The organism is Cellulophaga sp. RHA19, from assembly GCF_002813425.1.
Lineage (GTDB): Bacteria > Bacteroidota > Bacteroidia > Flavobacteriales > Flavobacteriaceae > Cellulophaga.
In genome coordinates, this window is record NZ_PHUL01000001.1 from 3506877 (window position 1) to 3522500 (window position 15624).

Annotated in this window: 9 protein-coding genes; 6 read left to right on the top strand and 3 right to left on the bottom strand. The window is 31.9% G+C overall.

The genetic code is table 11. From position 1 onward, the window contains the following. Window positions 1-6: 6 nt before the first annotated feature. Complete coding sequence (locus tag AX016_RS15275; RefSeq protein WP_100896440.1) at window positions 7-759, top strand: C40 family peptidase; 753 nt, start codon at window positions 7-9, stop codon at window positions 757-759. A 78-nt stretch (window positions 760-837) separates the two neighbouring features. Here the strand turns inward: AX016_RS15275 and AX016_RS15280 are convergent, their stop codons facing one another. Continuing rightward, window positions 838-2103, bottom strand: coding sequence for a tetratricopeptide repeat protein (locus AX016_RS15280; RefSeq protein ID WP_100896441.1), 1266 nt, complete (start codon window positions 2101-2103; stop codon window positions 838-840). A gap of 33 nt (window positions 2104-2136) precedes the next feature. Next, window positions 2137-4692, bottom strand: coding sequence for a DNA gyrase subunit A (gene gyrA / locus AX016_RS15285; protein WP_100896442.1), 2556 nt, complete (start codon window positions 4690-4692; stop codon window positions 2137-2139). Window positions 4693-4949: 257 nt separating this feature from the next. On the opposite strand from gyrA, the gene AX016_RS15290 reads away from it, so the two are divergent. Continuing rightward, window positions 4950-7499: an ATP-dependent Clp protease ATP-binding subunit gene (locus AX016_RS15290; protein WP_100896443.1), complete on the top strand. Its 2550-nt coding sequence runs from the start codon at window positions 4950-4952 to the stop codon at window positions 7497-7499. A gap of 207 nt (window positions 7500-7706) precedes the next feature. After that, the gene (locus AX016_RS15295) at window positions 7707-8129 is read left to right on the top strand and encodes an STAS/SEC14 domain-containing protein (protein WP_198519447.1); all 423 of its coding nucleotides are present in this window, start codon (window positions 7707-7709) and stop codon (window positions 8127-8129) included. 28 nt (window positions 8130-8157) lie between these two features. Here AX016_RS15295 and AX016_RS15300 read toward each other — a convergent pair whose 3' ends face one another. Next, window positions 8158-9702 carry an NAD(P)H-hydrate dehydratase gene (locus tag AX016_RS15300; protein ID WP_100896445.1) on the bottom strand — a complete coding sequence of 515 codons (1545 nt, stop codon included), beginning with the start codon at window positions 9700-9702 and terminating at the stop codon, window positions 8158-8160. A 269-nt stretch (window positions 9703-9971) separates the two neighbouring features. Here AX016_RS15300 and thrA point away from each other — a divergent pair, with 269 nt between their 5' ends. From thrA to AX016_RS15315, 3 genes are all read left to right on the top strand, one after another. Beyond that, the gene (thrA, locus tag AX016_RS15305) at window positions 9972-12416 is read left to right on the top strand and encodes a bifunctional aspartate kinase/homoserine dehydrogenase I (protein WP_100896446.1); all 2445 of its coding nucleotides are present in this window, start codon (window positions 9972-9974) and stop codon (window positions 12414-12416) included. 2 nt (window positions 12417-12418) lie between these two features. Then, the gene (locus tag AX016_RS15310) at window positions 12419-13345 is read left to right on the top strand and encodes a homoserine kinase (RefSeq protein ID WP_100896447.1); all 927 of its coding nucleotides are present in this window, start codon (window positions 12419-12421) and stop codon (window positions 13343-13345) included. Window positions 13346-13502: 157 nt separating this feature from the next. Then, window positions 13503-15497 carry a DUF349 domain-containing protein gene (locus AX016_RS15315; RefSeq protein ID WP_100896448.1) on the top strand — a complete coding sequence of 665 codons (1995 nt, stop codon included), beginning with the start codon at window positions 13503-13505 and terminating at the stop codon, window positions 15495-15497. Window positions 15498-15624 lie beyond the last annotated feature (127 nt).

Genomic DNA, 15624 nt, shown 5'->3' on the forward strand with positions numbered 1-15624 from the left:
ATTTTTATGCAATACGGTATTTGTAATCTTAGTATAGTTCCAGTAAGGTTAACCCCAGAAGAAAATTCAGAAATGGTCGCACAGCTTTTATATGGCGACCATTTTAAGGTTTTGGAACACCGTAAATTTTGGAGTAGAATAAGAATTGCTTTTGATGGTATTGAAGCTTGGGTTAGCAATAACCAATACGTACTTATAGAGGAAGATGAATATACAGCTTTAGAAGCCACTACAGATGTTGCTTTAAGCTCTGACTTAATAGCTTTTATATCTGCAGGTAGTAATGACTTAATGCCAATTTTAGTAGGTTCTGTTTTAAACGGAATTCCAATATTAGACCACTCTTATGATGGTAACTATATACAGGGTGTACAAGCTAAAGCAAAACTTATAGATGCTGCATTAATGTACTTAAACAGTCCGTATTTGTCTGGCGGAAAAACTCCGTTTGGTACAGATAGTGCTGGTTTAACACAAATGGTTTATAAAATAAGTGGGTACAAATTATTACGTACAGCACAAGAACAGTCTACACAAGGAGAACCTTTAAGTTTTATTGAAGAAAGTGAACCTGGAGACTTGGCATTTTTTGATAATAAGGAAGGTATTATAGATCACGTGGGTATTATTATGCAAGACAATTATATTATTCATTGTCACGGAAAAGTACGTATAGACCGTATAGACCATACTGGAATTTTTAATGCTGAATTGAAAAAATACACTCACCAGTTACGAGTTATAAAAAAGATTATTTAATAACAATTTAACTTGTTTTACACGCATAAAAAAAGCCTTCATTTCTGAAGGCTTTTTTAGTTATTATATATTAAAAGATTACTCTCCTAACAACTTCTTTAAACGCATAAAGTTTTCTGTATCACCTAATGCACCATAAATATTCTTTAACTGTGATAACAATGCTTGGTTACCTGGAGTTTGTTTTAAAGCATCTTCTAAAATTTGAGCTCCTTCTTTAAACAACCCGTCTTTTTGTGCTTTTAACTCATCATACTTAGCAATATCTGCTCTAGAACTTCCTAGTGCATTCATCGCATCAATTAATCCGTTACCTTCGTTTACATACGTAGTAGATAAGTTTAATTGCGCGTTAACATAAGCTGGATTAAGTTCAATTGCTTTTTCATAAGCAGATCTTGCTTCTGCAATATTATCTTGCTCCATATTAATAACACCAATATTGTAAAACAAATCTGGATTGTTAGGGTCTACTCTAGTAGCTTCTGCCATTAATACTTTAAACTGATCTTTATGACCCAATTTATACTGTAAGTTAGCCTCGTTTAAAATTAAATTTACATCACCAGGATTATTGGCTCTTGCTTCTTTGTAAGCTTCTAATGCTTTTTCATCTTCTCCTAATTGAGTATAAATAAGTGCTATGTTTTTAACAATTTCTGCTTTTCTAGATGGAGACTTCTCCTCTTTTGGCTCTTTGTATTGTTTAGACTTCACCATCAAATCTCTTTGTGCTTTAGCCATTTCTTCTCTTTCTCCTGTTGCAATGTTTACAGCAGAGTATTTTACTTCGCTACCATCATAGTTTAAGTCTTTAAGTTCATTATAGTACTTAAGTGCTTTTTCCATATTTTGTGCATTAACAGCACTGTTAGCAGCATAAAATAAATAAACTGTATCTTTTTTACTTAAATTATATGCTAAGTAAAGTTTATCTGCACCAGCATCAAACTTTTTCTCGTTATTATCTTTAATTGCAGCATTAACAATATCACCAGTCATACCAGTCATAGCCTGTTTAGCTTCTACTGTGTATTTCTTTTTACCTACTTCTTCTTCGTAAGCAATTAAATCATTAAAAGCAGCAATAGACTCTTTAAAAGCACCTTGCTCACCAGCCTTAGCTAGTTTAGAATATGTTTTTCCTTTTACTAAGTAGTATAACGCTTTTGTTTTTGCATCTGCAGATCCTAATAATGGTTCTGCTTTTGCTAGAGCAGCTTTAGCTTCTGCTGCATTATCAGATTTTAATGCTTTATCAGCAGCCTTAACTTCATTCTTTTGTGCAAAAGTCATTGCAGAAAAAGACATTGCTGCCGTTAATATTAAAAATTTAGTTTTCATTTCAATTTCTATTAAATAATTAGTGTAAAAAATTTATTCTTCAGTTGATTCCGTTGTATCATTATCAAGAGCCGTGCCATCTTCTGTAGAAGCATCACCTTCTATAGCGTCAGGAGTTTCTCCTTCTAAACCTTCTTCGTCTACAGCGTCTTCGTCTTTCATAACTTTTGCAACTGCTGCAATAGAATCTTTTCCTTTTATATTTATTAATCTAACACCTTGTGTTGCTCTACCCATTACACGTAAATCTTCTACGCCCATACGTATTGCAATACCAGACTTATTAATAATCATTAAATCATCAGAATCGGTAACATTTTTAATAGCTACAAGTCCTCCTGTTTTATCAGTAACACTAATAGTTTTAACACCTTTACCTCCTCTGTTTGTAATTCTGTAATCTTCTAAGCTAGAACGTTTTCCGTAACCTTTTTCAGAAACTACTAAAATATTATCATCAAAGTTGTGTACAGATATCATACCTACAACTTCATCATTATCGTCTGCAAGTGTAATACCTCTAACACCAGAAGCATTTCTACCCATTGGTCTAGTCTTGCTCTCCTCAAACCTAATTGCTTTACCAGATTTTAATCCTAAGAATATTTGACTAGTACCTGTTGTTAATTTAGCTTCTAATAACTCATCACCGTCTTTAATACCTATAGCATTAATACCGTTTAAACGAGGTCTAGAATACTGTTCTAAAGATGTCTTTTTAACAGTACCTTTTTTAGTTGCCATAATAACGTAGTGACTATTTACGTACTCTTCATCTTTAAGATCTTGTGTACATATAAAGGCCATTACCTTATCATCTTGCTCTATATTAATTAGGTTTTGTATTGCTCTACCTTTAGATGTTTTACTACCTTCTGGTATTTCGTAAACACGCATCCAGAAACATTTTCCTTTTTGTGTAAAGAACAACATATATTGGTGATTTGTACCAACAAATAAATGCTCTAAAAAGTCTTCGTTTCTTGTAGATGATGCTTTTTGTCCTACACCACCTCTATTTTGTGTTTTGTACTCTGTTAATGGTGTACGTTTAATATAACCTGCATGAGAAATGGTAATTACCACTTGCTCATCTGGTATCATATCTTCAATACTTAAATCGCCACCTGCAAAATTAATTTCAGATCTTCTTTCGTCTCCGTATTTCTCTTTAACTTCAGTAAGCTCATCCTTAATAATTTGCATTCTACGCTCTTCATTAGCAAGAATATCTTTTAAGTCTGCTATAGTTTTTACTATTTCGTCATACTCTGCTCTTAACTTGTCTTGTTCCAGACCTGTTAATTGACGCAAACGCATTTCTACAATTGCTTTAGCTTGTATTTCTGAAAGTTTAAACCTCTCTATTAAGTTTTCTCTAGCTTCATCAGCATTAGAAGAGCCTCTAATTATAGCAATTACTTCATCTATATTATCAGATGCAATAATTAAACCTTCTAAGATATGAGCTCTGTCTTCTGCTTTTTTAAGCTCGTACTGCGTTCTACGTACAACAACCTCATGCCTATGTTCCACAAAATAGTGAATCATTTCTTTAACATTAAGTAACTGTGGTCTACCTTTTACAAGTGCAATATTGTTTACACTAAAAGATGTTTGTAACGCTGTATATTTAAATAAGGTATTAAGTACAATATTAGGTATAGCATCTCTTTTTAAAATGTATACAATACGCATACCGTTTCTATCAGATTCATCTCTAATAGTAGAAATACCTTCTATTTTTTTATCGTTAACAAGATCGGCTGTTTTCTTAATCATATCAGCCTTATTCACCTGGTATGGTATCTCTGTAACTACAATACACTCTCTACCTTGAACTTCTTCAAAAGTAGCTTTTGCACGCATCATTACACGACCACGACCTGTTTTAAAAGCCTCCCTAACACCGTCATAACCATAAATAATACCACCCGTTGGAAAATCTGGTGCCTTAATATGTGTTATTAACTCATCAATCTCTATATCATTGTTATCTATATATGCTATTGTACCATCTACAACTTCAGACAAGTTATGTGGTGGCATATTTGTAGCCATACCTACTGCAATACCAGAAGCTCCATTAACTAATAAGTTAGGAATTCTTGCAGGTAAAACTGTCGGTTCTTTTAAAGAATCGTCAAAGTTTAACTGGTGATCTACTGTATCCTTATCTATATCTGCCAACATGTCATCGGCAATTTTACGCATACGTGCTTCTGTATAACGCATTGCTGCAGGGCTATCACCATCTATAGAACCAAAGTTACCTTGACCATCTACAAGCATATAACGTAAACTCCACTCTTGAGCCATACGTACCATAGAATCATAAACAGAAGTATCTCCGTGTGGGTGATACTTACCTAAAACCTCACCCACAATACGGGCAGATTTCTTATGTGCGCTATTGGAACGAACACCCAATTCATGCATACCATATAAAACCCTCCTATGTACTGGCTTTAAACCATCTCTTACATCTGGCAAGGCACGTGATACTATAACCGACATTGAATAATCAATGTAGGCAGATTTCATTTCGTCTTCTATGTTTATTGGAATAATTTTTTCCCCTTCTGCCATATTAAAATCTTAAATACTAATTTGATTAAAAATTCATGCCAATATACATAAAAACATCACGAGAAAAGTAATATTTACTCACTTTAATACATTATTTATTAACACTTTTTAATATGCAAATAGTTAATAATTATTTAAAATATGATAGTCCAAGCCGCTTTTTTCGACAAATAATCAAACTTTAACGAATATAGGAACAGTATTTGCCTTATATAAAAATAGATTTATTACTTTTATAATTGATTAAGGATTAATTTATGGATGACAATTTTTCACCTAGAGTAAAGGATGTAATTGCGTATAGCAAGGAAGAGGCGTTAAGACTTGGACACGATTTTATTGGTACCGAGCACTTAATGCTTGGGTTACTAAGAGACGGAAACGGAAAAGCAATTAACATATTAGATGCATTAGAGGTAGATTTAGATCATTTGCGACGCAAGGTGGAAATACTAAGCCCAGCAAACCCTAGTTCTGACAATTTGCAAAAAGATAAAAAAAACTTGCACTTAACAAGGCAAGCAGAACGCGCGTTAAAAACAACATTTTTAGAAGCTAAACTTTTTCAGAGTTCTTCTATTAATACTGCGCACTTATTATTATGTATTTTGAGAAACGAAAACGACCCTACAACAAAACTTTTACACAAGCTAAAAGTAGATTATGATAATGTTAAAAGCGAATTTAAAACTATCATCACTAAAGATGAAGACTATATAGATACACCAAGAGCAGAATCTTTTCCTGGTGACTCTGATAGTGACAATGATGAAAAGGAAAGCTTTGGAGGCTCTACCGCTGGCCCAAAATCTAACAAAAAATCTAAAACTCCTGTTCTAGATAATTTTGGTAGAGATTTAACCAAAATGGCAGAAGAAAACAAGTTAGACCCTGTTGTTGGTAGAGAAAAAGAGATAGAGCGTGTATCGCAAATTTTATCTCGTCGTAAAAAGAACAATCCGCTTTTAATTGGTGAACCTGGCGTTGGTAAAAGTGCCATAGCAGAGGGCTTAGCTTTACGTATTATAAATAAAAAAGTATCTAGAATTTTATACAACAAGCGTGTTGTAACACTAGACTTAGCTTCTTTAGTTGCTGGCACAAAATACCGTGGACAGTTTGAGGAGCGTATGAAAGCTGTTATGAATGAGCTAGAAAAGAATGATGATATTATTCTTTTTATTGATGAAATACACACTATTGTTGGTGCTGGTGGTGCTACCGGAAGCTTAGATGCATCCAATATGTTTAAACCTGCATTAGCTCGTGGAGAAATTCAATGTATTGGTGCTACAACTTTAGATGAGTATAGACAGTATATAGAAAAAGATGGTGCCTTAGAACGTCGTTTTCAAAAAGTAATTGTAGAGCCTACTTCTGTAGATGAAACAATAGAAATTTTGCAAAATATTAAAGGTAAGTATGAGGAACACCACAATGTAAATTATACAGATGAAGCTTTAGTAGCCTGCGTAAAATTAACGAACCGTTATATGACAGATCGTTTTTTACCAGACAAAGCTATTGACGCTTTAGACGAAGCAGGATCTAGAGTACACATTGTAAATATGGATGTACCTAAACAAATTCTTGAGTTAGAAAAACAATTAGAAGATGTTAGGGAACTTAAAAATACTGTTGTTAAAAAACAACGTTATGAAGAGGCTGCTAAGTTAAGAGATGATGAAAAAAGAATTGAAAAAGATTTAGCACTTGCTCAAGAAAAATGGGAAGAAGAAAGTAAATTACATAGAGAAACTGTAACAGAAGAAAATGTTGCAGATGTTGTATCTATGATGAGTGGTATCCCTGTAAACAGAATTGCACAAACCGAAATTAATAAGTTAGCTGAATTACCTAACCTTATTAAAAGTAATGTTATTGGCCAAGATGATGCAGTTGCAAAAGTATCTAAAGCAATACAACGTAACAGAGCCGGACTTAAAGATCCTAACAAGCCAATTGGTTCGTTTATATTTCTAGGTCAAACTGGTGTTGGTAAAACACAATTAGCAAAAGTACTTGCTAAAGAGTTGTTTGATTCTGAAGATGCACTTATACGTATTGATATGAGTGAGTATATGGAGAAATTTGCAATCTCTAGATTAGTAGGTGCACCTCCAGGATACGTTGGCTATGAAGAAGGAGGACAATTAACTGAAAAAGTACGTAGAAAACCTTACTCGGTTGTATTATTAGACGAAGTAGAAAAAGCGCATCCAGATGTGTTTAACATGATGCTACAAGTATTAGATGATGGTTTTTTAACTGATAGCTTAGGTCGTAAAATTGATTTTAGAAACACTATCATTATTATGACATCTAATATTGGTGCACGTCAATTAAAAGACTTTGGACAAGGTGTTGGTTTTGGTACGTCTGCTAAAAAAGCACAAGCAGATGAACACCAAAAAAGTGTTATAGAAAACGCTCTTAAAAAAGCGTTTGCTCCAGAATTTTTAAATAGAATTGATGACGTTATCGTCTTTAATCCTTTAGAAAGAGCAGATATTCACAAAATTATTGACATAGAATTAAGTAAACTATACACTAGAATTAAAGATATAGGATACATTTTAACATTATCTGAAAAAGCTAAAGACTACATTGCAGATAAAGGATTTGACAAACAATATGGCGCAAGACCTTTAAAAAGAGCTATTCAAAAGTACATTGAAGATGCTTTAGCTGAAGAAATAGTAAATTCTAAACTAGAAGAAGGTGATAGTATTTTTATGGATTTAGATGATGACAAAAATGAACTTACAATTAAAATTGAAAAAGAGGGTAAAGCTTCTGAAGCATAAACAATTATAAGTAACTTATTAAAAAAGGGATCAATACATATTGATCCCTTTTTTTTATACCTAAAAACTTTTAACTTAAAGATTTTGCCATTCATTATTCATATTAGCAACTGTTAAAGGATATATTAACCTTTTATCTAGTTTTTTTCTAATTATCTTAACATAAAATTATTTTAGCGCCCGAACACTATTTTATTACATACATATATGAAGATGGGGCAAACCAGAAAGGCTGTAATTGTTAAAGAATATCAATTAGAGTCTGGAAAAATATACATCTATGATAATTATATGGTAGCTTCTTTTGATGAAGGCACTACTATTACATTAGAAAAAGTTTTTCAAATTATAGGCATTTCAGAAATACATTTTAGAGACAGAGATTTTGGATACATTAGTTTACGCAAAAACTCTTACGCAATAGACCCTACAGTTTATAACTTTGTTAGAGGATTAGAAAATTTAAAAGCATTAGCAATTGTTTCTGTAAAAGAAATAGATATGCATAATTTTAAAATTGAAAAAATGTTCTACAAAAAACCAATGAAGTTTTTTATAGAATACTCTAACGCATTAACTTGGGTAAAAAGAAGATTAGGTTCTGCAGCGACAGCAAAAGCTAAAGAATAACTTTTAGTGCCGCTACTCTAACCTATATTTAAGCTTTTTGCTGTTCCTGTTGTTGTGGAGCCTCTGGCCTTTTAAATAATTCTATAAACGCCCCTCCTATAGAATTTGCAATATTAGAAGCTGTTAGAGATTGATATCCCAAACTCTCTACAGCCAAGTCCCCTGCACTACCGTGTAAATAAACACCAAAAATTGCAGCAACTACTTGCGGATATCCTTGTGCAATTAACCCAGTTATTACTCCTGTTAACACATCACCACTACCAGCAGTTGCCATCCCTGGATTACCTGATGTATTTATAAATCCTTTGCCTTTATATAATACTATAGTATGGGCTCCTTTTATAACAAGCACACATTTGTGTTCTACAGAAAACAACTTAGCTTTTTCTAATTTATCAAAATCATTATCCCACTTACCAACCAAACGCTCTAACTCTTTAGGATGCGGTGTTAACACACTATCTTCTGGTAATAAACTAAATAATTCTTTATTTTCTGATAAGATATTTAGAGCATCAGCATCTATAACTAAAGGTGATTTATTTTGCTTTAAAAAGCTTACAAAAGCAGTCACAGTTTCCTTTTCTTTTCCTAAACCAGGACCAACACCTATTACTGTTGGCTCTAAATCAAAATTAAAATCAGAAACAATAGTGTCATTGTCTGCTGTCTGCACCATAATTTCTGGCATAGAACTCTGCATAGGCACATAACCACACTTAGGTAAAAAGGCAGATACCAATCCGCTACCAGCATTTAAAGCTCCTTTAGCTGCTAGTATTGTAGCTCCAATTTTACCATAACTACCACCAATTATTAAAGAATGACCATAAGTTCCTTTATGACCAAATTTTTCTCTGGGAATATAACTTTGTAAAACTTCATTTTTACTAATTAATGTGTACTCCGTTTCTGTAACGGTTAAATATTCTACATCAACACCTATATCTATTATTTCCCACTGATTGCAATAAATACCCGTTTGCGGTAAAAAGAAAGCTAATTTAGGTGACTGAAAAGTAAGTATATGATTTGCCTGTATTATAGCATTAGGATCCTCTACAACTTTATTTAAAAATAAGCCCGATGGAACATCTACCGCTAAAATAAAAGCTTCTGTTTTGTTTATATGAGTCATCAACTTAGCTACCCAAGTCACAGGTGTTCTATTTAAACCAATACCAAAAATAGCATCTACAACAATATCTTCTCTACCTATTTGTGGTAATTCCGTCTCCTCAGACAAAAAGTTAGGCCAAACATTTCTATCCTTTAAACGTTTTAAGTTTGTTAAAAACTCATCTGTTCTTTTTTCATTATAATTTACAATGTACACTTCTATATTATAACCGTGCTCTTGTAAATGTCTTGCAACAGCTAAACCATCTCCTCCATTATTACCTATACCACAAAACAAATGTATTTTAGGTTGTGCTCCTTGCAAACGCAAGTGCAACCAGTTAAATATTTGTACTGCAACACGCTCCATTAGCTCATCACTAGTAATTTGCTGTTTTTTAATTGTAAATTTATCAGCTTGGTATATCTGTTCTCCTGTAAAAATCTTCATTCAATAAAAATATTAGGCTTTTACTATTAAAATGGTAAAAGTTTTAGAAATCATTTGTTTAAAAAGACAAAAGTACTACATTTGATTTGTTAATAAGCAAAGCTTAAACAAACATTTTGGACAACGTAACTACATTTTCTACTACAATTTTTACTTGTGTTATTACTAACACAACAATTACCCCATTGGGGTAATTTGCTATATAATACACGTCCGTTATACGTATTGTTTTATCAATACAACTTACAAAAATCTATAATTATTTTACAATGAAAGTATTAAAGTTCGGCGGAACTTCGGTTGCCAATGCCAATAACATAGGGTTAGTTAAAAATATAGTTAAAAATTCTACTGAAAAGACAGCTGTAGTTGTTTCTGCTTTTGGAGGCGTAACAGATCTATTATTAAAAGCTGCAGAATTAGCTTCAATACACCAAGAAGACTACAAAAAAGTATTTTTAGAGATTGAAGATAGACACCTTTCTACCATAAAAGAACTAGTGCCTGTTACTAACCAAAGTAGAGTTTTAAGTAAAGTAAAAAACGAGCTAAACATTTTAGAAACCTTATTAGAAGGTGCATTTTTTATTGGAGAAATAACACCAAAACTATCTGATAAAATTGTTAGCTATGGCGAGTTACTATCTTCTTATATAATTAGTGAATATTTTATTTCTCAAGACTTAGATGCTGTATATAAAGATAGTAGAGAGCTTTTAAAAACAAATTCAAATTACGGAAAAGCAGCTATTTATAATTTTGATGACACAAATAATTCAATTGAAGATTTTTTTAATAATAATTCTGCTAAAATTACGGTATTGGGTGGTTTTATAGCTTCTTCAGTAAAAGGAGACTCTACTACTTTAGGTCGTGGTGGATCAGATTATACAGCTGCAATTATTGCAGCTGCTGTTAACGCAAATGATTTAGAGATTTGGACAGACGTTAGCGGTATGTATACTGCCAATCCAAAACTTGTAAAACAAGCTAAAGCTATAGTTAATATATCATATAAAGAAGCAATGGAGCTTTCTCACTTTGGTGCCAAAGTACTGTATCCTCCTACAATACAACCTGTACTCACAAAAGGAATTCCTATTACAATTAAAAACACATTTAATCCTGAATCTCAGGGTACTACTATTACAAAAAATCTGGAACAAAATGGTAAAACAGTTCGCGGTATTAGTCATATAGAAAATATAAGCCTTATTTCTTTAGAAGGTCCAGGTATGGTAGGAATTCCAGGAATATCTAAGCGCTTTTTTGAAGTTTTATCTATAGCACAAATAAGCATTATACTTATTACTCAAGCATCATCAGAACACTCTATTTGTGTTGCAATTGATGCCAATGACGTTAATTTAGCAGAAGAAGCTATTAATAATGAATTTGAATATGAAATCTCATTAAAAAAAATAAAACCAGTATTAGTAGAAAATGATCTTGCTATTATAGCTTTAGTTGGTGATCATATGAAGAATCACCAAGGGTTAAGCGGTAAAATGTTTAGCACGCTAGGAAAAAATAATGTAAACATTAGAGTTATAGCTCAGGGATCATCAGAACGTAATATTTCTGCTGTTATAGATAAAAATGACGTTAAAAAAGCCCTAAACTCTCTTCACGAAAAGTTTTTTGAAGAAAACACAAAACAATTAAATTTGTTTATTATGGGAGTAGGCAATGTAGGTTCTAAACTATTGCATCAAGTTAAACAACAAAAAAAATATCTAAAGGAAAATTTAAAACTAAATATAAGAGTTATTGGTATTTCCAATTCAAGAACTATGTTTTTTGACGAAGAAGGTATCTCTCTAAAAAATTGGGAAACATTGCTTACTAGTGGAGAAAAAGCAAATAAAGAAGCCTTTTTTGATAAAGTAAATAAACTAAATTACAGAAACAGCATATTTGTAGATAATACAGCTAGCGCAACAGTATCTAATACTTATGCAGACTATTTAAGCAATAGTATTTCTGTGGTTACATGTAATAAAATTGCCTGTTCATCTGAATATACTAATTATAGTAAATTAAAGTATTTAGCGCAAAAATACAATGCTCCGTTTTTATTTGAAACTAATGTTGGTGCTGGCTTACCAATTATAGATACTCTAAAACATTTAATTGCTTCAGGAGATAAAATTTTAAAAATACAAGCTGTTTTATCTGGTAGTTTAAATTTTGTATTCAATAATTTTAATGATAAAACTACATTTCATGATGTTGTAAAACAAGCACAAGAAGAAGGCTACACAGAACCCGACCCTAAAATTGATTTAAGTGGGATTGATGTTGCTCGTAAAATTTTAATTCTAGCAAGAGAAAGTGGTTATAAATTAGATATTGAAGAAATTAAAAATGCACCGTTTTTACCTGAAGAAAGTTTAAAAACAACTAATAATGATGACTTTTTTGCTTCATTGATTAAACATGAAGCATCTTTTCAAGACATGTATAAAGCAGCGGCAGAAAAACACTCAAAATTAAAGTATGTAGCTCAATTTGAAGACGGTAAAGCTAGTGTTGGACTACAACATATTCCTAAAGGACACGATTTTTATAATTTAGAAGGAAGTGACAATATTGTTTTATTTTTTACTGAAAGATACCCTAACCAACCTATGATTATTAAAGGTGCTGGTGCAGGTGCAGATGTTACGGCTTCTGGAATTTTTGCTGATATAATAAGAATAGGAAACTTTTAATTATGAAAAACGAAATCAGAGTATTCTGTCCTGCAACTATTGCTAATATTTCTTGTGGTTTTGACGTTCTAGGAGTTGCACTAGACAATGTTGGCGATGAAATGGTTGTAAAAAAAACAACTAAAAAAGGCATTACAATAACCAAAATAGAAGGTCAAGATTTACCTTTAGAAACACATAAAAATGTAGCTGGCGTAGCTGGCTTAGCGTTATTATCTGCTACTAATTACAGTGGTGGTTTTGAAATAGAAATTTATAAAAAAATCAAAGCTGGCAGCGGTATTGGAAGTAGTGCAGCCAGCTCTACTGGTGCCGTTTGGGCTATGAACAAGTTATTAGGAGAACCTTTTTCTAATTTAGAATTAGTGCAATTTGCTATGAAAGGTGAAGAATTAGCCAGTGGAGTACAACATGCAGATAATGTTGCTCCTGCTATATATGGCGGTTTTACTTTAGTCCGAAGCTATAATCCTTTAGATATTATAAAAATAAATACACCTAGAGAATTATACGCTACTGTAATTCACCCGCAAATAGAAATTAAAACATCAGACTCAAGAAAAATACTAAAAACAACTATTTATTTAGCAGACGGTATAAAACAATGGGGAAATGTTGGCGGATTAATAGCTGGTCTTTACACAGAAGATTATGAGCTAATAGGAAGATCTCTAGAAGACCACATAGTAGAACCTATAAGATCTATTCTTATACCTGCTTTTGACAATGTTAAATCTGCATCGTTAAATGCTGGTGCGTTGGGTTGTGGTATTTCTGGTTCCGGACCTTCAATCTTTGCTTTAAGCCAAGGAAAAGAAATTGCAGAAAAAGTAGCAAAAGAAATGCAAAATGTATATAATAAAGTAGGTATAGACTATGATATTCACGTTTCTAACATTAATACCATTGGAGTAAAAAAAATAGCATAGCATTTAAATTTTTACAACAACACATTAATTATAATAACAACAACATTCAAGACCTGTTTTATATTGATTTTTAGACATCTAAAAAAACATATTAAGTTTTGTGGTTTGTTTGGTTGTTAGTATATTACCAGTATAAAGAAATCCAAATACAAACATTATGTTGGAAGACAGCAAAGAAGAACTACAAAACAATGTAGGGGGTGAAGAAAATTCAGAAACTACTGATGCTAATACTGTTTCAGAGAAAACTACTGAAATAACAAGCGAAGGTGCAGCTAAAAAAGAAACATCTGAGGAAATAAACAAAGATGAAAAAGAAATTTTAGATGAGATTGAAGAAACCAATGCAGAAGATGCAGAGGATAATGACAATCAACAAAGACACGAAATTCCCCTATTAGATTACCATGCTATGAGTATGGAAAACCTAGTTGGAGAACTACAGCGCTTAGTAAAGAATGAAAAAGTACAAGCCATTAAGAAACATATTGATGGTATCAAATATGAATTTGATTTAAAATTTCAAGAATTTCTTGAGCACAAGAAAGAAGAATTTATAGCTAATGGTGGTAATGAAATTGACTTTAGATACAACTCCGTAACTAAAAGACAGTTTAATGAAGTGTATTCGGATTATAGAGAAAAAAAAGATGCTTATTACAAAAACTTAGAAAGCAACTTAAAAACTAATCTAGAAAAGCGTCTTCAAATAATTGAAGACCTAAAAGGGTTAGTAAATGTTGAAGAGGATATAAACACTACCTACAAAAACTTTAAAGACCTACAGGAAAATTGGCGTAACGCAGGTCCTATTCCTAGGACCGACTATAACAATGTATGGCGTACTTACCACCACCACATTGAAATATTCTACGACTTTTTACACTTAAACAGAGAGTTAAGAGATTTAGATTTTAAGCACAATTTAGAAGAAAAACTTAAACTTATTGTTCGTGCTAATGCATTAGCCAATGAACCAGACTTAAACAAAGCTTTTAGAGAGCTACAAACATTACATAAAATCTGGAAAGAAGATATTGGTCCTGTTGGTAAAGATCATAGAGAACAAATTTGGGAAGAATTTAGTAACGCTACTAAAGTTTTACATCAAAGAAGACAAGATTACTATAAAGATCTAGACAAAGTTTACGAGGTTAACTTAGAGAAAAAGAATGATATAATTTCTAAGATCAAAGACATTGCAGAAAACACTTCTAGCAATCACAAAGAACTTCAAAAACAAATTAAAGAAATTGAAGCTCTAAGAGAAGAATTTTTTAAAGCAGGTAAAGTACCTCAGAAATTTAATGAGGAAACTTGGGCAACATTTAAGGAAGCCGTTAAAACATTTAATAAATCTAAAAATGCTTTCTACAAAAATTTAAAGAAAGAACAACAAGACAATTTAGATAAAAAAAGAGCATTATTAGAAATTGCTCTTGCCACCAAAGATAGTGAAGATTGGGATGTTGCTACTAAAGAAATGAAACGTATACAAGGCGAATGGAAAACTATTGGCCATGTCCCTAGAAAGTATTCAGATAAAATATGGAACGAGTTTAAAGGAGCTTGTAATCATTATTTTGATAGATTACACGCTTTAAAAAATCAATCTAGCAAAGAAGAACTTGTAAACCTTGAACACAAAACAGCGTGTTTAAACAAACTTAAAGAATTTCAATTATCTGGAGACAGATCTAAAGACGTTGCTGATATAAAAGAATTTATTAATGAATGGAAAAAGTATGGTCACGTACCTTTCAAAAAGAAAAACATTAATAACAAGTTTAATACCATTTTAGATGCTATTTTCAGAAAGCTAGATATTAGTAAACAAGAATCTGAATTACTTAAGTACGGTGATAAAATTCAAAAATTATCTGCAAGCGATAATGAAAACGCTATCTACAAAGAAAGATTATTTATTAAAAGGAAAATTGATGAAAGTAAAAATGAAATACGTCAATTAGAAAATAATTTACAATTCTTTTCTAACGCTTCAGAAGAAAATCCTTTAGTAAAAAATGTTCTTAAAAATATAAATAGTCAAAAAGATTCTTTAAATACCTGGAAAGCAAAGCTGAAGAAGTTAAACATACTAGAAAACAGTATTAACAAAGAAGAGGAAGATACTTCAGGAGAAGAAGAATAAATAACATAAATACAATTTTACAGAAGAGAGTAACATAATGTTGCTCTCTTTTTTTGTTTACACGCATAAATATAAACAACAAAAGTCCTAGAAGTTAGCTTCTAGGACTTTTGTTTTGTTTGGTATA